This window comes from uncultured Tateyamaria sp. (assembly GCF_947503415.1).
Classification (GTDB): domain Bacteria; phylum Pseudomonadota; class Alphaproteobacteria; order Rhodobacterales; family Rhodobacteraceae; genus Tateyamaria.
Window position 1 is genome coordinate 37,713 of the sequence record NZ_CANNDS010000002.1, and the last position, 18,421, is coordinate 56,133.

At 58.0% G+C, this 18,421-nt stretch carries 21 protein-coding genes and 1 other RNA gene; 14 read left to right on the plus strand and 8 right to left on the minus strand.

All coding sequences use genetic code 11. The features are described 5' to 3' along the window. The first annotated feature begins 4 nt into the window (after nt 1-4). The 9 genes from Q1A32_RS11270 (at nt 5) to Q1A32_RS11310 (ending at nt 5,633) form a co-directional block, all read left to right on the plus strand. Nucleotides 5-697, plus strand: a complete 693-nt coding sequence (locus Q1A32_RS11270; protein ID WP_299653033.1) for a 1-acyl-sn-glycerol-3-phosphate acyltransferase — start codon at nt 5-7, stop codon at nt 695-697. A 37-nt stretch (nt 698-734) separates the two neighbouring features. Beyond that, the gene (locus Q1A32_RS11275) at nt 735-1,085 is read left to right on the plus strand and encodes a DUF4345 family protein (RefSeq protein ID WP_299653036.1); all 351 of its coding nucleotides are present in this window, start codon (nt 735-737) and stop codon (nt 1,083-1,085) included. A 53-nt stretch (nt 1,086-1,138) separates the two neighbouring features. Then, nucleotides 1,139-1,531, plus strand: coding sequence for a DUF4345 family protein (locus Q1A32_RS11280; RefSeq protein WP_299653039.1), 393 nt, complete (start codon nt 1,139-1,141; stop codon nt 1,529-1,531). 76 nt (nt 1,532-1,607) lie between these two features. Next, nucleotides 1,608-1,958, plus strand: a transfer-messenger RNA (tmRNA) gene (gene ssrA, locus Q1A32_RS11285). 134 nt (nt 1,959-2,092) lie between these two features. Then, the gene (locus Q1A32_RS11290) at nt 2,093-2,521 is read left to right on the plus strand and encodes an ester cyclase (protein WP_299614515.1); all 429 of its coding nucleotides are present in this window, start codon (nt 2,093-2,095) and stop codon (nt 2,519-2,521) included. Between the two features lie 59 nt (nt 2,522-2,580). Further along, nucleotides 2,581-2,949, plus strand: a complete 369-nt coding sequence (locus Q1A32_RS11295) for a hypothetical protein (RefSeq protein WP_299653042.1) — start codon at nt 2,581-2,583, stop codon at nt 2,947-2,949. Nucleotides 2,950-3,073: 124 nt separating this feature from the next. Continuing rightward, nucleotides 3,074-3,802, plus strand: a complete 729-nt coding sequence (locus Q1A32_RS11300; protein WP_299653045.1) for a rhodanese-like domain-containing protein — start codon at nt 3,074-3,076, stop codon at nt 3,800-3,802. After that, nucleotides 3,799-5,052 (plus strand): chromate efflux transporter, encoded by a 1,254-nt coding sequence (chrA, locus tag Q1A32_RS11305; RefSeq protein ID WP_299653048.1) that lies wholly within the window; start codon nt 3,799-3,801, stop codon nt 5,050-5,052. Before Q1A32_RS11300 ends, chrA begins: the two co-directional genes overlap by 4 nt. 77 nt (nt 5,053-5,129) lie before the next feature. Continuing rightward, complete coding sequence (locus Q1A32_RS11310) at nt 5,130-5,633, plus strand: SspB family protein (protein WP_299614509.1); 504 nt, start codon at nt 5,130-5,132, stop codon at nt 5,631-5,633. A gap of 9 nt (nt 5,634-5,642) precedes the next feature. Here the strand turns inward: Q1A32_RS11310 and Q1A32_RS11315 are convergent, their stop codons facing one another. Continuing rightward, a complete protein-coding gene (locus Q1A32_RS11315) occupies nt 5,643-6,212 on the minus strand; it encodes a hypothetical protein (RefSeq protein ID WP_299653051.1) in 570 nt (189 codons plus the stop codon). A 176-nt stretch (nt 6,213-6,388) separates the two neighbouring features. On the opposite strand from Q1A32_RS11315, the gene fumC reads away from it, so the two are divergent. Genes fumC through Q1A32_RS11335 form a run of 4 tightly spaced genes read left to right on the plus strand, consistent with a single transcriptional unit; the run spans nt 6,389 to nt 8,410 of the window. Further along, a complete protein-coding gene (gene fumC, locus Q1A32_RS11320; protein ID WP_299614506.1) occupies nt 6,389-7,780 on the plus strand; it encodes a class II fumarate hydratase in 1,392 nt (463 codons plus the stop codon). Next, the gene (locus Q1A32_RS11325) at nt 7,777-7,989 is read left to right on the plus strand and encodes a DUF4169 family protein (protein ID WP_299653054.1); all 213 of its coding nucleotides are present in this window, start codon (nt 7,777-7,779) and stop codon (nt 7,987-7,989) included. The genes fumC and Q1A32_RS11325 overlap by 4 nt, the downstream gene beginning before the upstream one ends. Before the next feature lie 44 nt (nt 7,990-8,033). Next, nucleotides 8,034-8,192: a hypothetical protein gene (locus tag Q1A32_RS11330; protein WP_299653057.1), complete on the plus strand. Its 159-nt coding sequence runs from the start codon at nt 8,034-8,036 to the stop codon at nt 8,190-8,192. Beyond that, a complete protein-coding gene (locus tag Q1A32_RS11335; protein ID WP_299653060.1) occupies nt 8,189-8,410 on the plus strand; it encodes a ribbon-helix-helix domain-containing protein in 222 nt (73 codons plus the stop codon). Before Q1A32_RS11330 ends, Q1A32_RS11335 begins: the two co-directional genes overlap by 4 nt. A 64-nt stretch (nt 8,411-8,474) precedes the next feature. Here the strand turns inward: Q1A32_RS11335 and Q1A32_RS11340 are convergent, their stop codons facing one another. The 4 genes from Q1A32_RS11340 to Q1A32_RS11355 all read right to left on the minus strand — a co-directional run bounded on the left by Q1A32_RS11340 (nt 8,475) and on the right by Q1A32_RS11355 (nt 12,875). Beyond that, on the minus strand, nt 8,475-9,368 hold the full coding sequence (locus tag Q1A32_RS11340; protein ID WP_299653063.1) for a fructose bisphosphate aldolase: 894 nt from the start codon (nt 9,366-9,368) through the stop codon (nt 8,475-8,477). A gap of 86 nt (nt 9,369-9,454) precedes the next feature. Next, nucleotides 9,455-10,795, minus strand: coding sequence for a cytochrome P450 (locus Q1A32_RS11345; protein ID WP_299653066.1), 1,341 nt, complete (start codon nt 10,793-10,795; stop codon nt 9,455-9,457). Further along, entirely contained in the window at nt 10,792-12,015 is a 1,224-nt protein-coding gene (locus Q1A32_RS11350; RefSeq protein ID WP_299653069.1) for a hypothetical protein, read from the minus strand. Before Q1A32_RS11350 ends, Q1A32_RS11345 begins: the two co-directional genes overlap by 4 nt. A gap of 107 nt (nt 12,016-12,122) precedes the next feature. Beyond that, nucleotides 12,123-12,875, minus strand: coding sequence for a cytochrome c biogenesis CcdA family protein (locus tag Q1A32_RS11355; protein WP_299614492.1), 753 nt, complete (start codon nt 12,873-12,875; stop codon nt 12,123-12,125). A 92-nt stretch (nt 12,876-12,967) separates the two neighbouring features. Here Q1A32_RS11355 and Q1A32_RS11360 point away from each other — a divergent pair, with 92 nt between their 5' ends. After that, nucleotides 12,968-13,195, plus strand: coding sequence for a sulfurtransferase TusA family protein (locus Q1A32_RS11360; protein WP_299653072.1), 228 nt, complete (start codon nt 12,968-12,970; stop codon nt 13,193-13,195). A gap of 31 nt (nt 13,196-13,226) precedes the next feature. Here Q1A32_RS11360 and Q1A32_RS11365 read toward each other — a convergent pair whose 3' ends face one another. From Q1A32_RS11365 to Q1A32_RS11375, 3 genes are all read right to left on the minus strand, one after another. After that, on the minus strand, nt 13,227-15,905 hold the full coding sequence (locus tag Q1A32_RS11365) for a ribonuclease E/G (protein ID WP_299653075.1): 2,679 nt from the start codon (nt 15,903-15,905) through the stop codon (nt 13,227-13,229). A 386-nt stretch (nt 15,906-16,291) separates the two neighbouring features. Then, nucleotides 16,292-16,969: an HAD family phosphatase gene (locus Q1A32_RS11370; protein ID WP_299653078.1), complete on the minus strand. Its 678-nt coding sequence runs from the start codon at nt 16,967-16,969 to the stop codon at nt 16,292-16,294. Between the two features lie 105 nt (nt 16,970-17,074). Next, the gene (locus tag Q1A32_RS11375; protein ID WP_299614487.1) at nt 17,075-18,409 is read right to left on the minus strand and encodes a sigma-54 dependent transcriptional regulator; all 1,335 of its coding nucleotides are present in this window, start codon (nt 18,407-18,409) and stop codon (nt 17,075-17,077) included. Nucleotides 18,410-18,421 lie beyond the last annotated feature (12 nt).

Here is an 18,421-nt window from a genome sequence, read left to right on the forward strand (position 1 = left end):
GAAGATGTTGCGATTGATCGACCAGACTTTAGGCAAATGGTTGCGCCACGTCTTCTTTGCCATCGTTCGAACGTACTTCGCGCTTTTCTATAATGTCAGTTGCTCGGGCAAGCACTTGCTTCAGGACACGCCCGGCGCGTTGATCCTAGCGACCCATGTCAGCCGCTTCGATGGCCCATTGATCGCTGCCATCCTCTATACCACACAACGCATTCGGCCGGTCGTGCACTACAACGAATATTACAACTGGATACAGTGGTTTCCGATGTTCGTGGCGCGGGCCATACCGGTCAGCTCACCCAAGACGTGGACACCAGAACGCCGACAAGCGCAGAAAGAAGCGAGCATGCAACGCATTCTGCGCGCACTGGAACGCGAGGAGAGCGTTCTGCTGTTTCCGGCCGGCCATACACGCCAACAGGAACCCGAAGTGATCGCACCGCACCTGTCGGGCGCTTACGACATCCTGCAAACCAATCCTGACCGTCCGGTCCTGTTGTTGCGGTTGGATGGACTGGGCAAGTTCCAGCCCGCGCGCTACGATTACTTCTGGACATTCCTCGGGATCAGAAAAGGACGTCGTCACATCTCGGTCGATATAAAGACTGTCTGCGCTTTGGACCCGTCCACCGACCTTGCAGCGTTCAACAATACACTCGAAGCCATGCTGAACACGCCAATCCGCGACGCGTTCTAGGCTTGCCACCTTAGGGGTCAGGCCCTACCTGCGCCTCATGATCGACATCATCAACATCGTCGCCGCGCTTCTGACCATAGCCTTCGGGCTGTTCGGGTTTCTTGCGCCGCGCTACACGGCCGCGGCACTGGATCTGGCCACCACGGACAGCACCATGGGGTTAAGTGAAATGCGGGCATCGGTCGGGGGGTTATTTGTCGTCGCAGGACTAGCGGCCATCTGGATCAATGCGCCACTGGGCTATGCGATGATCGGCTTTGCGTTCACCGGCGCCGCATTGGGGCGTGCCTTGTCCCTTTTGTTCGATAAACCGCCAGTGAAAAAGGTGCTGGTCTTCGGCGGCATTGAGGCGGCACTGGCGCTGTGGTTTCTGGGCGCGAACGTGTGAACCTTTGGGCAGCACCGTGCGTTACGTTCCTGACCTAACGCATGAGGACGCCCATGGACTGGATTACAGTCATCAACTCCGCCATTGCCATGATCACGATCTTTTTCGGCGCATTGGGCTGGCTTGCACCACGCTACACAATGAAAACGGTTGACCTGAAGGACGGTGGCTCGACCATGGGTCGATCCGAGGTGCGGGCAGCCTCCGGCGCATTGTTTGTGGTGGCCGGACTGGGGGCGCTGTGGTTGGGCACGCATGTGGCCTATGCAATGCTTGGCTTCATCTGGGCGGGTGGTGCGCTCGGGCGGGTCACATCGCTCATCGCGGACGGCACGACACGGCTCAAATGGATATTCTTCGGCTCGGAAGTGGCTGTGGCCGCTGTCGCGTTGTCCGTCAATCTTGGCGCAATTCGGGCGATGCAGTTCGCTGTAAGCGCCCTGTAATCAAAGTGCTAAACGCTATTCTTGAAGTAAACGCTTGTCTTCTCCACTCCAAAAAATTTACTGTCTGACACCCACACAGATTGCAAAAGGCGCATCGGTCACATACTTAGACAGTGTCCTTCGGGACTATGGACATAAACGCGCTCGTAATAAGCGGATCGGACCCGGGGGCGGTACCCGGCGACTCCACCAAACATCCCTTCATTTGGGGGACCATGGGGTCGAAATAGGATCGACGGACGTCTAAAGGGGTTTGCTTTGTCTCGGCTGTCTGCCACCGTTACCGGCGAAACTTGTACAATTGCAAATGACAATCGTGCTCCGATGGCAGTAGCAGCGTAAGCTGTTACCTAAATCGAAACTTAAGCCCTTGCGCCTAGCCGCGTAAGGCGGGGTTCGCAGGCACCTGGCAACAGAAGCCTGCACTTTCAATCCACTACGTTCCGACGCGACGCCGCAAGTATTTGGCTGACGCGTGCATTTTTCTCCACAACTTTAAGGGTTGTTAAGCCCCTCGCGCTATCGCTGATCTTACAGAGGTGATTTCAAAACGAGGGCTCCATGCCGAACAAGGTCAAGACCCTGCAAGGCTGGTATGATGAGGTTTGGACCAATGGGGATCTGGAGGCGATCCCTAAGTTCCTGGCCCCAAATGCCCGTTCTCGCGGCATAATGGGCGACATGCCCTTCGCCATCGATGATTTGGAAGATCTGGTGACGATGGTGCGCGAATTGCTTGGCACAATCGAAATCACCCTTCCCATCACAATGGAACAAGACGATTGGCTGTCGGCTCTGGTAGAGATCAAAAGTCATGCCGCCGATACCGGCGATCCCGTTCATGTTTTCGGGCAAGTCATCGCGCGCTTTGATGGCGGAAAAATGGTGGAAATCTACACCGGCACCGATTCCCTGACACTGTTTGAGCAGCTGGGAATGTTGCCGGAGAACGCCATGGCAGTGATGCTGGGCGGGACGCGGCTGCGTTGATGCCTACAACATCTGACATCTTGAGGCAGTTCTACACCGAAGTGTGGGAGCAAGAGCGCATGGATTGCATTGATACGTATTTCCAGCCTGCGCCCAATGACGTGATCCTGGTTGGTGACAGGGGTGTTGAACCAAATGAAGTTCGGGAATGGATGGCCATACTCTTTTCTTTGGTGCGGGACATACAGGTGACGTTTTTGAAGGCGCTGGATGTCGACAACTGGGCGTCAGTGTTCATGAGGATTAATTGCACGTCGCGTGTCAACGGGGCAAAGGTGGAAGTCTTTCAACAGATCATGTTGCGACAGCAGGACGGGCGATTGGCCGAGAGCTATCCACAGTTCGACCTGTTGCGGTTTTTCGAACAGCTTGGGCAACTGCCGGACGACGCGTACCCACTTCTGATGGCCGGCAACAAGTTGACCTGACGGTTGACGAAAGCTGATCGGCCCGTGTACCCAAGCCTCAGGGGCTGACGCGACTGCCCCATCAGGCTTGACCCGTGCGCTGGCCCAAAGTCGCATCCTTTTGTTGTGCTCAAAGGATGCCGCAATGGACCAAACACCTCACTCGATTTCCGCCCAAAGACTGATGTTCGACCTCGGCACGCATCGCATGCCACAGGTCGTGGACGTCTGTGTGCCCGAAGACATCGCGTTGGCGCCTTGGCGCATCCCGGGGTCAGTGCACGTCTCGCATCAGGATGTCGCAGATTGGGCAGGTACGGCGAACCGTCATGTGCCCATCGTCGTCATCTGCCAAAAAGGATTGAAGCTGTCTCATGGGACTGCCGCCCTGCTACGCAGTATGGGCTTCGACGCCACTGCGTTAACCGGTGGCATTCTGGCTTGGTTGGCGGCGGACTACCCCAGATTGTCGCTCAGCGTGGCACCATCAGTGGGAACACACTGGGTCCTGCCGGCGACCCGAGACAGGCGCGCATTGAGCGCTGCTTGGGTCGTCAGGCGTTGGTATGATCCCACCGCACCACTACTATGGGTCGCGCCCGAACTCGTTTCCGAAGTCGCGTCTCGCTTCGATGCGTATGCTCTCGAGTTGGACACACCGCTTCCCAAGGCATTTGAGCCCCGCGGATTGATGACCGCGCAGCTGTCAGAGTTTCTCGACGACATCGAAACCAAGACATCACCAGTGGTGACATTGCTTGGTGCGTTGCGAAACCTTCATCAAAGTGATGAATGTTTGGTCCATGCCGCCCTGCGCTTGTTGGACGCCGCCTGGGTCGCATTCCGCCAGCAGATCGGACAGGAGGCAGCATGATGCAACACAGTTGGTCCCAAATGACCCGCGTTTTCGGGCGCATTGGCCTGCTGTCTTTTGGTGGTCCAGCCGCACAGATTGCTCTGATGCATGACGCTTTAGTGTCGCGCGAGAAGTGGCTGACAGAAGAACAATACTTGCGCGCGTTGTCGTTGTGTATGTTGTTGCCTGGCCCGGAGGCGATGCAGTTGGCCACCTTTGCCGGGTGGCGCCTGCGTGGCGTCGCGGGCGGCTTGCTGGCCGGGCTCTTGTTCGTTGTACCCGGAGCGATTGTCATCCTTGCGCTCGCGCTGGCTTACGTTCGGTACGGGGACGTCCCTATGGTGCAGGCCGCGTTTCTGGGGATCAAAGCCGCCGTGATCATAGTCGTCTTGCAGGCGCTGATGCGACTTGGAGGCAAGGCACTGAACGGTGCTGCGGCCTGGGGTCTTGCGGGGGCGGCTTTTGTGGCGTTGTTCGTGTTTGGCGTACCGTTCCCCGCGGTGGTTATTCTTGCCGGTCTTTTTGGCGCTCTGCGTGCCAATGCCGAAGTCCAACCTGCCGCTCCGTCCAGGACGACCAAAAAAACGATGGGTCCTGTCTTGATCCTTGGCGGACTGTGGGCTGCACCGCTTATTGCGCTGTGGTTGACCGCCCAAACCTTCTTGCTGGACATCGGGCTGTTCTTTTCCAAGCTGGCCGTTGTGACTTTTGGCGGTGCCTATGCGGTGCTTGCCTATATGACCCAACAGGTTGTGCAGGATCATGGCTGGATCACCACCGGAGAGATGATCGATGCGCTTGGCCTCGCTGAAACCACGCCTGGGCCGCTGATACTGGTGACGGAATTCGTGGCGCTCTTGGCGGGATATGCCCAGGGCGGTGTCGCCCTTGCACTGGCCGCAGGCGCTGTCACACTTTGGGTGACTTTCGTGCCCTGCTTTTTATGGATATTCGCAGCCGGGCCGTATCTTGATCACATTGCCGCGCGACCACGGCTGGCAGCAGCGTTGCAGTCCATCACCGCCGCCGTCGTTGGTGTCATTCTAAATCTGTCCGTTTGGTTCGCGCTGCATGTCATCTTTGACAGGATCAGCACATCCTCAGCTTTCGCGGTTCCGTTGCCCGACGTCGCGTCGCTCAATCTGTGGGCAGTCGTTCTGACAGGCGCGGCCGCCCTTTTGATGCTGCGGTTCCGCGTCGGATTCGTGAGCACGTTAGCTCTGATGGCCGTCGCCGGGTGCGGGCTTTCGCTGCTTGGGCTGGTTTAATCCGACACAGCGAACCTGGCCCCCTTCCCTCTGCGGTAAATTGGGATATGGTTGTACCAAGCAGCGTGAGGATCGCCATGAGCCGGAGCATTGATTACGGCAACCTGATGCACGAGGCCATGCGTGGCCTCATTCGCAAAGTGTTGACCGATGTGGCCCAGAACGGGCTTCCCGGCGCGCATCATTTCTTTATCACGTTCGACACAAGCCATCCGGATGCAGAACTGGCCGATTGGCTGAGCGATCGGTATCCGGGCGAGATGACAGTGGTCATGCAACACTGGTATGACAAGCTGGATGTGGGATCCGAAGGCTTTGCCGTTACGCTCAACTTCGGTGATGCGCCAGAACCCCTTTATATCCCTTATGACGCGATCAAGACGTTTGTTGATCCATCGGTCGAGTTCGGATTGCGGTTTGAAACGCAAGGTGAGGACGAAGACGAAACAACACCAGCCGCGCCACCGGAAATTCTGCCGAGCCGCGCCCCTGCAGCGCCCAAGGCGACAGATGTAGAACCTGAAGATGGGGGCGACGGCAAAGATGCCGAAATCGTTTCTCTCGATAGTTTCAGAAAATAAGCGGGTCGCTCACTCGCGGCTCAGGAATGTGGTGACCGCACGCAGGATCAATCCATCGCGGATATTCTGAAAGCGCAGATCCAGTCCGCCATCGCTTAGTGTGCGATCATATTGCTGCAGGCTGTAACCGCCATCCGTGTCCACAAACAGGGAATAGACCGTCAGCGTGTCCCCATCGATGCGTGACCAGACGTAGGGTTCGCCTTTCATGGGGTCCAACTGAACCTCGTGCCCGAACACATTTTTCTTTTGTGCCGCGGCGTACACATTGCCCCGACCACTGGGCACAAAATCGACGGAGTACGATTTCTCCGAAACCTTACCCGATTCCTTATAGGTGATCGACGTCCACTTGACTGTGAAGCCTTGCTTGTTTTCGCTGATCATTACGCTCATGTCGCGCGGGATTTTGGTGCCATCGACCTGGGCCACCTCGGCGCTGCCCGTGTACGAACCGACAAAGGGCGCAATCTCTGCGCGCGCTTGGCCGGCAAGCAGAAACAAGGCAATTCCCAAAGCGAAAAGGGCCGCAACAATGCCGTTTGGCGATGTCCGGGTCAAAGTGCGCGTCTTGATCATAGATGAACCCTTTTTCCTCCTGATAATGTGAATATAGGGCCACAGCCGTCCAGATGCACCCTTGTCCGTGCGGCGTGTGAGCACATGCGAGTGAGCTGGACGGCCCATGCTTGTCTGAAAGGCCCGCGCCCGGTAAGTGCAAGATATCACGACGACACCCGCAAAGGAGCCCCCTGATGGCCGACACCCGCACCGAATCCGACAGCTTTGGCCCGTTGGAGGTTCCCTCTGACAAGTACTGGGGCGCGCAGACGCAACGCTCGATCATTAACTTCCCCATCGGGTGGGAAAAGCAACCCATCCCTGTTGTGCGGGCACTGGGTGTGATCAAGAAGGCCTGTGCGATGCAGAACAAGGCGCAGGGTACGCTTGATGCGCGACTGGCGGACGCCATCATCGAAGCTGCGGGCGAAGTGGTCGACGGCAAGCTGGATGACAATTTTCCCTTGGTCGTTTGGCAGACCGGATCCGGCACGCAGTCGAACATGAACGCCAACGAGGTGATTGCAAACCGCGCGATTGAGATTCTTGGCGGGGTCATCGGGTCCAAAGATCCGGTGCACCCGAATGATCACTGTAACATGGGCCAATCCTCGAACGACACGTTCCCCACGGCCATGCACATTTCGACCGCAATGACCGCGCGCGACGTGTTGTTGCCCGGGTTGGAGAAGCTGCACGCTGCGCTCGAAGCAAAGGTGACGGAGTTCGATGGCATCATCAAAATCGGCCGCACCCACACGCAAGACGCCACGCCGCTGACCTTGAGCCAAGAGTTTTCGGGCTACAGCCATCAGGTCGCCATGGGCATCCAACGGGTGAAGGATGCGCTGGGTCGCATTTATGAGCTGGCACAGGGCGGGACCGCTGTAGGCACCGGGTTGAACACCAAGGTCGGTTGGGCTGAAGCCGTCGCAGGGCACATGGCGGACATCACCAGCCTGCCCTTCATCACTGCCCCAAACAAGTTCGAAGCGCTCGCAGCACATGACGCAATGGTGGAAATGTCCGGCGCACTGAAAACCGTTGCCGCGTCCCTGTTCAAAATCGCCAACGACATTCGCTTGCTGGGCTCTGGCCCCCGCTGTGGTCTGGGCGAACTGGTCCTGCCCGAAAACGAGCCCGGATCATCGATCATGCCGGGCAAGGTAAACCCCACACAATGCGAGGCCCTGACGCAGGTTTGCGCGCATGTGATGGGTAATGATGCGGCCGTTGGTTTTGCCGGGTCACAAGGGCATTTCGAGCTGAATGTCTACAAACCCATGATGGCGTATAACGTGTTGCAATCCATGCAACTTCTGGGTGATGCAAGCGCGGCCTTCACGGATAATCTGGTTGACGGATTGAAAGCGGACGAAGTGCGCATCGACAAGTTGATGCGTGAGTCCCTGATGCTTGTGACCGCCCTCGCGCCTGAAATCGGCTATGACAACGCGACCAAAGTGGCCAAGACGGCGCACAAGAACGGCACGACGTTGATCGAAGAAGCCGTGAAACTGGGCTTTGTGACCGAAGAGCGGTTCAACGAGGTTGTGCGCCCCGAAAACATGATCGGGCCAAAGTGAGTACGCCAATCAACCTGAATAAGGTCCGCAAGGCCCGCGCGCGCGCTGACAAGAAGGCGCGCGCCGACACCAATACGGTGGTGTTTGGGCTGACCAAGGCGGAAAAGGATCACGCAATGCGGGAAAATACCCGGTCTGCGCGAGAACTGGACGGCAAAGCCGCCGAAACGTCTCCGTATGGTGCAAATGGAAACCCTAAAAAGCCATAAACCAGCGTCATGTTGCTCGCGTTGAGAAGCACAGGTTCACCAAGATGCAAAACCATAACACAGCCGTACGCGACCAAATTCGCGCCTTGCGCCGTGCTCGGCGCTACATCCGCGCAAATGAAGGCGCATTGGCCCGTGTACTGAACACGTACGAGCGCATCGCACAGCTTGATCCGTCGCGGCGCTTTTGGGCTGAACGGTGAGTGCGCGACCGCAAAAGCACTCGCTCACCCTCAAAGGGCACCGTACCAGCGTATCACTTGAACCCGAATTCTGGGATGCCTTCCGCGCGATTGCTGCGGAAGAGAGCCGTCCAATCAATGCCTTGGCCGCCGAAATTGATGCAGAGCGCGGCGCTGATGTCGGCCTCGCGTCTGCCATACGGGTCTATGTTCTTCGCAGGTTGATGGACCGGAAGTAGACATCAGCACGTCTGCCACGCCGTTATCTCACTGCCGCGTACCTGGATTGAGACTGATTGTGTCCTAAGCCACCGACGCGTCATAAATCTGGCGGATGTTGTCGCCCAAGGCCGAACGAAAGCCATCCTCGGACATGTCGCGCTGCAAACCTTCGGTCAAGGCGCGGCTGAAACTCGCGATCATCTTGTGGTTCTGTGCGAGACGCTCACTTGCGTCCTGGGTCGAATACCCGCCTGACAATGCCACAACACGCTGCACACGCGGATGGTCCGCCAAATCGTCGTAGATGCCCGGCTCTTCCGGCAGGGTCAGTTTGAGCATGATGTCCTGCCCATCGCCCAACGCATCTGTGTGCGCCATAAGCGCTTGGGCCAATAGCGCTTCGGCCTCGGCCTTGCTTTTCGAATGGATGTTCACCTCGGGTTCGATAATCGGCACCATGCCTGCAGCGATAACCTCATGGGCGACATCAAATTGGTTCGCAACGATCGCCTCGATGCCTTCTGCATTGGCTTCATGCACCACAGAACGTTCCTTGGTCCCGTAGATCCCCATTGCCTTGGCCGCGGCGAGTGTTTCCGAAAGTCCCGGGATGGGTTTCAAGAGCTGAACGCCCTGCGCTTCGTCTTCCAGACCCTTGTCGATCTTCAAAAACGGGACGACGCCGCGTTTCTTCCAAAGGAATTCGGGCACAGTCTGCCCGTCGATCTGTTCGTTTAACGTCTTTTCGAACAAGATCGCGCCGATCACCTTGTCGCTGGTGAAATCCGGACTCAGAATGATCCGTTCGCGCATCTTCTGAATCTCGGCAAACATCTCATCCTCGGAGCCGTAATCGGACGCGTCCACACCGTAGAGCGCCAACGCCTTGGGGGTGGACCCCCCCGATTGATCCAAGGCGGCAATAAAGCCCTTCCCGCGCTCCATTTGGTCGCGCATTTTTGCAAAATCGGTCATAGGCGTGCTCCAAGGTCTTGGCTTCAATTGTTACAGCCCTAGCGCATTCCACAAGCGCGGTTAATCCCGTTATGTCACTGTTTGCGCTACCGTTTGCACAAATTCAGCCATATCCCATCCTTGGCCCGGACAGTCAGGTGGGCAACAGGGACAGGAACGCGGTTCTCGATGGGTGACACCGTGACATCGCGCAGGAGTCGCGCCAGCAGAAGCGGTCCCTCAACCATTGCAAACCCGGCACCCGTACACACGCGCGCACCCGCAGAAAACGGTATATACGCGTCGCGGCCACAAGACTTGCCATTCTCTGTCTGCCACCGCCCCGGATCAAATTCATCGGGGCGCTCCCACAGCCGTTCATGGCGATGCAGATGCCATGGGCTCAGAACAAGTTGGCTGCCCTGTTTGATGTCACGGTCGCGGAATTTCTCGGGGCACGATGCCTCGCGCACCATCATGGGAACTGGCGGATACAGACGAAGAGTCTCGCGAAATACATCGCGCGTCACCGGCAGCTTCGACATCACGGCAAAATCACAACTCTGCAGCGCCTGCGCCTCGACGGCCACCTTGTCCTGCCAGTCAGGATACAGTGCCAATAGATACAGCGCCCAAGCCAGGGCTGATGCGCTGGTCTCGTGACCGGCCAAGAAGAAGATGGCGACCTGATCAACCATTTCATCGGCGCTGAACGTCTGGCCAGTTTCCGGATCCGGGGTGGTCATGATCTTGGTGGCCAGATCATCTGGGGCAGTACCCTGTTCGATCTCTTCGGCTCGACGGTCGACCAGTTGTGAAATCAGCGCTCGGATACGAGCCGCACTTGCGCGCGTATCCTTGCGAAACAGGCGCGGCATCCAGCGCGGCAGTGGCACGAACGCGGCAATGTTCAAAATGGGCTGGCTGCGTTGGTAGGCGCGGAATTCATGGAATACGGCACTGGCCAATGCGTCTTCGATCGGAATGGAAAACAAGGTGCGAAAGATGACGTCCGCAGCCGCATGGCTTGTCTGTTCCTCGATTTCGACGACGCCCATCGGAAGCCGTTGCGCAGCTGCTTCGGAGGCTTGCCACATAGCCGGAAACGTTTGGCGAAGACGGCCGCCTTCGAACGCGGGATCGATTATCCGCCGCTGCCGCTTCCACGTATCGCCGTTCGTCAAAAAGACCGAGTTACCCAGAAGTGGGCGCAATCCCTCGCTGACCCGATCGGACTTCGGAAAGTCATTGGGACGGTCCTTGAGTACGGTTTTCACAAGCTCGGGCTGGTTCATAAGGTAGCTGCGAAAAAACGGGGTCCGGAACTCTGCCATCCATGCGCGGTAGAGGCGTGCGGGTTGTGCCGACAGGATGTCCTGACGAAAAAGCTGCATGTAACGCCAGAGCGATACGCGATCCGGTCGGCTGGGAGGCTTTGGAGGGATCATGCAGCGACGGAGGTATATTTGGATGCCGGCACATCAATCAGTGACTTTGATGGCGGACGATCCGCATAGCGGTCAGCCAACGTCACTGGGCCCGCCGTGATCTGGAAATAGTCGTAATCCTTGGGACGGTCGAACGCACACAGATATTGGAAATGCAGTCGGAAAAAGCGCCAGCGCAGTTCTTGCCACCGCTCAGGGCTCAGGGTTTGCGTGAAGGCTGCCGAGAATACCAGCGGCCAGCGCTTGTCGTCCGGCGCCACACCAGACACGGACACCGGATCACACAGTGCAAACGCACACCCGTCACCGGGTGCCGTCACATCGACCCAAGTCAGTTCGTCCCGCGCCGACAGGAATTGCAGATCTGCTCGCAATCGATAGGCATCTGGCAAGAAAGACACCATGGGCACCACCTGCCCCAGTGACAGAAACCCAAGTGCTGGCCCATTTGCAGGCACACGACCCGCGCGTATCAGATCAGACAGTATGGACACTGCCAGATGCGCGCCGGACGAATGGCCGACAACCAGCACCTCGTCCACATCATCGGTCAGCGCAGCTGCAATACTGGATTGGAATGTCTGCATCCGCTCTTCGAGCGCAGGCGGGTGCGCACCTTTGGATGCTGCCGAATATGCGTAATCATGCATCAGATAATAGGCGAAAAACTTGCCGTCCTTGGCTTTGAACCAACGTAGGACGACCGCAAAGGCAACTGCGCCCAAGGCAATCCCTGCCCAGGCGCCGAGGGCACCCGATACCGCCCCTCCGACGCGCCAGCACAGATACCACAAAAGCATTGCGACACAGGCCTGCCCCAACAGCATCCCGACCGGATAAAGGGCTGCGATCACCGGGCCTTTGCGCAGCCGCATCAGACGGCGCAATGCGCCGGACGCGATGTAGATCCACGCGGTGCGTGCCAGTTGCAGATAGGTACCGGGGATTGACGCCTCCATACTGTCGCGCACGATGTCGGACCATACCAGGACTTCCACGTCGGCGTGGACGTTGGCGCCATCAATCGTGGCCTCCACTTGCCAGCCATAGTGCTGCGATGCCTGTGCAGGCTTCAGCGTCAGATCATACCCGGTAATGGCGGCCTGCACGGCCCCTTCCTTGCGATACAGCTCACGATATCTGCGCGGGTGAATCGGATCGTAGCCGGGGATGTAGAACACCCGGCGACGCGCTACGGTTTTTTGATGCGAACTGCTCATGTCTTGCACCTTTTGGTGCAGTCTAGCGCTGTTGTGCAACCAAAGTAAGGCCGAGGGGGATAATGCGTGTTGTTAGGTTCTTGGTCGAAAAACTGAACTGAGGCCTTTTATCCCAAAGTCGCCAGAGCGGGGAACTGCTCCAACAGCCAGAACGAGAACCGCGTAAACAGTCCGAACAGCATGGCTGCGCCGACAAGCAACAAAAGTGCGCCCATCACCTTTTCGATCAGCGCCATATGCCGCTTGATCCGGTTCATGAAACCCATGGCCCGGCTCATGAACATCGCAGCCAGCAGGAATGGGATGCCAAGGCCCGCCGCATAGATCCCAAGCAAGAAGGTGCCGCGTGTCACCGACGCCTCGGACGCGGCCAAGGTCAGGATCGCGCCCAATTGTGGACCGATGCACGGTGTCCAACCAAAGGCGAAGGCCAGGCCAAGCACATAAGCTCCAAAGGACGATCCACCGTGATCGCCTGCATCCATCCGCGCTTCGCGATCCAGAAACGGAATACGAAAGACGCCTAGAAAGTGCAGGCCGAACACCATGATGACGGCACCGGATATCTGCGCGAAAAGAATCTGGTTCTGTAAAAAGAATGCGCCAAAGGCGGAGGCTGCGAAGCCCAGAATGATAAAAACCGTCGACAGCCCCAGCACAAAGAACAGTGCTGTCACCGTCGCACGGTTGCGGCCGGACCGGCCGTCAGACATCTCGTTCACTGTCATGCCGGACATATAAGCCAGGTACGGTGGCACGATGGGCAGAACGCAGGGGCTGAGAAAGCTGATGATGCCCGCAAGCAGTGCCACGCTCATGGCCGGAATCAGGCTCGCGTCGATGATATCTATTCCAAACATTCTCTTCACCTAACTGCCCTTGGCGCTGCCGTCACGCGTCGTGCGGTCACATGTCTGTGGACAGGGTGTAACATCGCCCCTATTTGGCGGGCATGGATGATCCAAATACCCTTGATGCTGTCGGGCTGCTTTGCCCCCTGCCCGTGCTGAAGGCACGCAAGCGATTGATAGCTCTTGCGCCGGGCGATACGTTGACCATTTTGGCTGATGATCCGGCCGCTGTCGTCGATGTGCCCCATTTCTGTGTCGAAGCGGGACATACACTGATCTCAGCAGACACTGACAGCACAGTGCATCGCTACACCATCCGCAAAGGTTAAGGGGCGCTCCCTTCGGAACGCCCCCTTTTTGTTACTTACCCAGCGACCACCAGCCGCGTTTTTTCGGCTTGGGCGGCTCATCCGATGCGGGCACCTCGGCTACCTCGGCCACTGGTTCCGGCGTTTTCACTGCTTCAACCGGCGCCGGTTCAGAGGCGGGCTCCGCCGCTGCGGGCACAGTTGCATCCTCTGCCTTGGCTGCCTTGGAAGCACTCGTACTACGCGACCGTGTCGTGGTCTTTTTCGGAGCAGGCTTGGCCGTCTCAGCTGGCGCCTCGACCGTTTCGGCAGCCGTCGCCGTTTCGGCCGCCTTGGCTTCGGCGGCCTTTGCAGTTGCAGTTTTCGAACGCGTAGACCGCGTGCGCGTCGGCGTTTTCTTCGGCTTCTCTTCGACCACTTCGGGCTTGGCATCGACAGTTTCAATTTCTACCGGGGCGTCCTTTACCTCGGGAGCGGCATCCGGTTGAGCGACGGTTTCCGCCGTATCGTCAGATGTCGAAGCGGTGTCGCCGTCGTCCTGATCCGTGCTTTCGGTCTCGGTCGTGGTCGATTTGCTGCGGCTCCGGCTGCGACGCCGCCGACGACGACGCTTGGGTTTGGGTTCGCCATCTTCCGTTGTGGTGGCCTCGGGTGCCTCTTCGACAACCTCGTCCTCTTCGTCCACCTGATCCATGATCGAGGTATCAACAGACACCACAGGCGACTCCGCAGCTTTTACCACGCGGGTCGCTGTCTTGAACTTCTCAAGCGCAAAGTCAGGGCTGACCAGATGTGGCTCGCCCTCAATCCGAACGGACAGGCCGTAACGGGCTTCGATCTGCGCGATGTGCTCGCGCTTTTGGTTCATCAGGAAGTTGGCGATGCCAACGGGGCATTTGACCAAGACTTCGCGCGAGCGACGGCGGGTGCCCTCTTCCTCGATCTGACGCAGGATGGACAGGGCCAGATTGTCGTCCGACCGGATCAGACCGGTGCCATGACACGCCTGACATGGCTGTGTCGTGGCCTCGATCATGCCGGGGCGCAAACGTTGGCGTGACATTTCCATCAGGCCAAAGCCAGAGATGCGGCCCACTTGAATGCGGGCGCGGTCGGTCTTGAGCCGATCCTTCATCCGCTTTTCAACGGCCGAGTTATTCTTGCGCTCGTCCATATCTATGAAGTCGATGACAATCAGACCGGCAAGGTCGCGCAGTCGCAACTGGCGGGCCACCTCGTCGGCTGCTTCAAGGTTCGTCTTCAACGCGGTGTCTTCGATCGAGCCTTCCTTTGTCGACCGGCCAGAGTTCACGTCGATGGCCACAAGCGCCTCGGTGATTCCGATGACGATGTAGCCACCCGACTTCAACTGAACGGTCGGGTTGAACATACCACCCAGGTACGTCTCGACCTGATAGCGCGCGAAAAGCGGCAGGCTTTCGGCGTACATCTTCACGTTCTTGGCATGGGACGGCATGATCATCTTCATGAAGTCCTTGGCGATGCGGTAGCCGCGCTCGCCTTCGACAAACACCTCGTCAATCTCACGATTATAAAGATCGCGGATCGACCGTTTGATCAGGTCGCCCTCTTCATAAATCTTGGCAGGCGCGATGGATTTCAACGTCAACTCGCGGATCTGTTCCCACAAGCGTTGCAGATATTCATAGTCGCGCTTGATCTCGGCCTTTGTCCGCTTGGCGCCTGCGGTGCGCACGATAAGACCAGCACCTTGCGGCACTTCAATCTCGTTGGCGATTTCCTTGAGCTTCTTGCGGTCGGCAGCATTGGTGATCTTGCGGGAAATACCGCCACCACGGGCTGTGTTGGGCATCAGGACGCAATAGCGGCCGGCCAACGACAGATAAGTGGTCAGAGCAGCACCCTTGTTGCCCCGCTCTTCCTTGACGACCTGCACCAGCAGAATCTGACGGACCTTGATGACTTCCTGGATCTTGTAGCGGCGTGGACGCGGTTTGCGCGGCGGACGGATGTCATCGCTATCGTCTTCATCTGCAACGGATTCAATGCTGTCATCTTTCGATGTCGCATCGGATGCCTTGGCAGTTGTGTCGTCGTCCGAAGACTCGTCCTCGGCAGAGGCAGCATCAGCTTCGGCATCAGATGCCGGTGCGTCGACTGGTGTCTTCGTATCTTCAGCCGCGTCTGTTGCAGTCTCAGTTTCAACCGGTTCTTCACCGGCTTCCGGTGTCTCCACGGGCGTGTCTTTGACCGTTTCCATGGGCGAAGCCGCTTCGTCCTCGGGTACATTCACGTCGCCTTCGGCATCGGTATCAAGATCTATGGTTTCCATTCCACCAATCTCGGTCGTCACCTTTGCGTCGGTATCGGCGGCCTTGGACGCTTTTGACCGCGAGCGCGAGCGGCTGCGGGACGATTTCGGTTTATCATCTTCATCGTCGCGCGCCTTCATCGCCTCAGCATAGGCACGCTCTTCCTCCATCAACGCCTCACGGTCGGCGACGGGGATCTGGTAGTAGTCCGGGTGGATTTCCGAGAACGCAAGGAAGCCATGGCGGTTGCCGCCATAGTCCACAAACGCCGCCTGAAGCGACGGTTCGACCCGTGTTACTTTTGCGAGATAGATGTTGCCAGCAAGCTGGCGTTTGTTTTCAGATTCAAAGTCGAACTCCTCGACCTTGTTTCCGTCCACCACCACAACGCGGGTTTCTTCCGCGTGGGTGGCATCGATAAGCATTTTCTTTGCCATGAAAGTCCATTGCGCAATCGCACGAGCCCCGCACCTGGCGGTGCAAGGCTGCGTGGATTGAGTCTTGTCTGAGCGATTTTAGACGTGCGGCAGGCCTGACCCTGAGGGCCTTCTGCTGGAACCTGTATTGTCCTCGCGCGCGTCATCGCGGTTCTTCTCCGATACGCGCGCTGCATGCGGCGTATCCGTTCATAAGCTGCGCCAAACCTCGGTCCGCGTCAGCAACTCGTGGCCATCTCTGGCCCAATCGGTCTGTTGAAAGCGGCAGGTTGCCCTGCCCGTCCTGTCCAACAGCGAAACTCAACCGGGGCGACGCTGCTCCGCATCGCATTCCCGTTTCTTTAGATAAGAGGAACCGGGTGCAAATGACAATGGGCAATCGCTCGTCAGGCGGTTCTCGCCTTTGGGCCGCGCCCTTGAACTGTTTCAACACCGGTCCACAGGTCAGGTGCCACGTGTTGACCAAGATCGGGCAATGGAACCGTATTGGGTCGAAGGTCGGGAATCTGTACGCCGCGACACCCGGCCATCATGGCAGAGGTGATCCCCGCATCACTGTCTTCGAAGGCGGCACAATGTGAAGGATCAAGCCGAAGCGCGTTTGCTGCCTGCAAATAAGGCGCTGGATCGGGTTTGTTGGCCGGAACCTCGTCACCGGCGACCACGTGTTCGAAATGGTGTAGCAAACGCGCATTGGCGAGATGTTGTCGGGCGGCTGCCCCGTGGGTTGATGTGACAACAGCCATCCGAGCCCCCGCTCGGGCCAATGTGCTCAAGGTCTTTTCGACCGTCGGGCGCAAGCGGATACGCTTCGTCAACGCCTCTCGCACGCCCTTGTGCCATTGGGTATCAAAGTCGGTAACGTCCCCGTTCAGGACCGTTCCCAGAATGGCGCGGCTGCGTGCGCCGGAATTGCCAACGAGTCGCAAAAACAGTTCTTCGATCTCGGCCAGTGCATGGCCCTGTGGCACAAGCAGGTCGATCAAGACCTGCCGGTACACGCGCTCGGAATCCAGCAAGAGCCCGTCCATGTCGAAAAGATATGCCGCCGGTGTGTCGTTCATTGCCCGCCTCCCTTGGAAGGCATGGACCTGACACAGGCGTTCCAGAAATGAAAGAACCGCTGCCACTGGCAGCGGTCACAGTTTCATACAAGCCGAAATACGACGTTACAGGTAGTCTGACCTTTGCAGACCGTATTTCGCCATCTTTTCATTCAGCGTCCGTCGGGGCAGACATAATTCGTCCATGACGCTGGCGATCGATCCCTTGTGGCGGCGCATCGTATTGTCGATCAACATCCGCTCGAAGGCTTCCACATACTCTTTCAGCGGCTTGCCCTCGGTGGTCATCACCGGCTGCATCTCCTCGTGGTCGTTCATCAGCAGCGACGCGATGGAGCCTGTTCCGCGGCGCGCCTGCAAGACGGCGCGTTCGGCTATGTTGATCAGTTGGCGCACGTTGCCGGGCCATGGGGCCTGAAGCAACTGCGCAGCTTCCTGAGCAGACACTTTCGGCGCTTCACAGCCATACTCGTCCGCGAATTGATCGCTTAGCCGCGTAAACAGAGTCAAAATATCCTCGCCCCGCTGGCGCAATGGCGGAACGGTGATCTTCAATGCAGCCAGTCGGTAGTACAGGTCCGGACGCAAGGCGTCTTCGCAGGTCTTGCCAGCTTCCTGCATGTTGCAGATGCCAACGATGCGCGTCTCTGCCGGTGTGCCTTGTTCATTGATGACCGACAGCAACCGCGCCTGCAGGCTTTCGCTCAGCGCCTCAATGTCTTCCAGAACAAGGGTGCCGCCACGGGCTTCTTCAATGGCGGGCAAAGCGGTGTCTTCGGGCAACATCGGTCCGAACAGTCGCTTCGCAAGCGCCTCTTCTTCCCAAGCCGAACAGCTGACCAACACGAACTTCTTGCCGGCGCGGCTGCCAACTGCGTGCAATGCGTGGGCAACAAGGGTCTTGCCGGTTCCGGTTTCACCATCGATCAACACGTGGCCATCCGCCTGACCCAGATCCAGGATGTCTTCGCGCAAGCGCTCCATCACGGGGCTTTGACCGATCAGTTTCTTCATCAACTGGCCGCCGTCGCTCAGCTCGCGACGCAAGACCCGGTTGTCCATAGTTAGGCGGCGGGCGCCGGTGGCGCGCTTGGCAAGCTCGCTCATCCGGTCAGGGTTGAAGGGCTTTTCGAGAAAATCAAACGCCCCCACCCGCATCGCCTCAACCGCCATGGGCACATCCCCGTGGCCCGTAATCATGATGACAGGCAAAGCACTGTCGTTGCCCATCAACTTCTTCAGAAACTGCATCCCGTCCATACCGGGCATCTTGATGTCGGAAATGACAATGCCGGGATATTCCGGTCCAAGCACCTTCAACGCGTCTTCGGCGCTGGCAAAGGTTTCGGTGTCATAACCTGACAGGGCCAGCCATTGGCTGATGGATTGGCGCATGTCTTGCTCGTCGTCGACGATCGCGATTTTCATGGCTTGTGTCATCTATTGGCTCCT

Coding starts and splice junctions, on each gene's coding strand:
- Q1A32_RS11270 (WP_299653033.1), top strand. CDS start 5: ATGTTGCGATTGATCGACCAGACTTTAGGCAAATGGTTGCGCCACGTC.
- Q1A32_RS11275 (WP_299653036.1), top strand. CDS start 735: ATGATCGACATCATCAACATCGTCGCCGCGCTTCTGACCATAGCCTTC.
- Q1A32_RS11280 (WP_299653039.1), top strand. CDS start 1,139: ATGGACTGGATTACAGTCATCAACTCCGCCATTGCCATGATCACGATC.
- Q1A32_RS11290 (WP_299614515.1), top strand. CDS start 2,093: ATGCCGAACAAGGTCAAGACCCTGCAAGGCTGGTATGATGAGGTTTGG.
- Q1A32_RS11295 (WP_299653042.1), top strand. CDS start 2,581: ATGGATTGCATTGATACGTATTTCCAGCCTGCGCCCAATGACGTGATC.
- Q1A32_RS11300 (WP_299653045.1), top strand. CDS start 3,074: ATGGACCAAACACCTCACTCGATTTCCGCCCAAAGACTGATGTTCGAC.
- chrA (WP_299653048.1), top strand. CDS start 3,799: ATGATGCAACACAGTTGGTCCCAAATGACCCGCGTTTTCGGGCGCATT.
- Q1A32_RS11310 (WP_299614509.1), top strand. CDS start 5,130: ATGAGCCGGAGCATTGATTACGGCAACCTGATGCACGAGGCCATGCGT.
- Q1A32_RS11315 (WP_299653051.1), bottom strand. CDS start 6,212: ATGATCAAGACGCGCACTTTGACCCGGACATCGCCAAACGGCATTGTT.
- fumC (WP_299614506.1), top strand. CDS start 6,389: ATGGCCGACACCCGCACCGAATCCGACAGCTTTGGCCCGTTGGAGGTT.
- Q1A32_RS11330 (WP_299653057.1), top strand. CDS start 8,034: ATGCAAAACCATAACACAGCCGTACGCGACCAAATTCGCGCCTTGCGC.
- Q1A32_RS11340 (WP_299653063.1), bottom strand. CDS start 9,368: ATGACCGATTTTGCAAAAATGCGCGACCAAATGGAGCGCGGGAAGGGC.
- Q1A32_RS11345 (WP_299653066.1), bottom strand. CDS start 10,795: ATGATCCCTCCAAAGCCTCCCAGCCGACCGGATCGCGTATCGCTCTGG.
- Q1A32_RS11350 (WP_299653069.1), bottom strand. CDS start 12,015: ATGAGCAGTTCGCATCAAAAAACCGTAGCGCGTCGCCGGGTGTTCTAC.
- Q1A32_RS11355 (WP_299614492.1), bottom strand. CDS start 12,875: ATGTTTGGAATAGATATCATCGACGCGAGCCTGATTCCGGCCATGAGC.
- Q1A32_RS11360 (WP_299653072.1), top strand. CDS start 12,968: ATGGATGATCCAAATACCCTTGATGCTGTCGGGCTGCTTTGCCCCCTG.
- Q1A32_RS11365 (WP_299653075.1), bottom strand. CDS start 15,905: ATGGCAAAGAAAATGCTTATCGATGCCACCCACGCGGAAGAAACCCGC.
- Q1A32_RS11370 (WP_299653078.1), bottom strand. CDS start 16,969: ATGAACGACACACCGGCGGCATATCTTTTCGACATGGACGGGCTCTTG.
- Q1A32_RS11375 (WP_299614487.1), bottom strand. CDS start 18,409: ATGACACAAGCCATGAAAATCGCGATCGTCGACGACGAGCAAGACATG.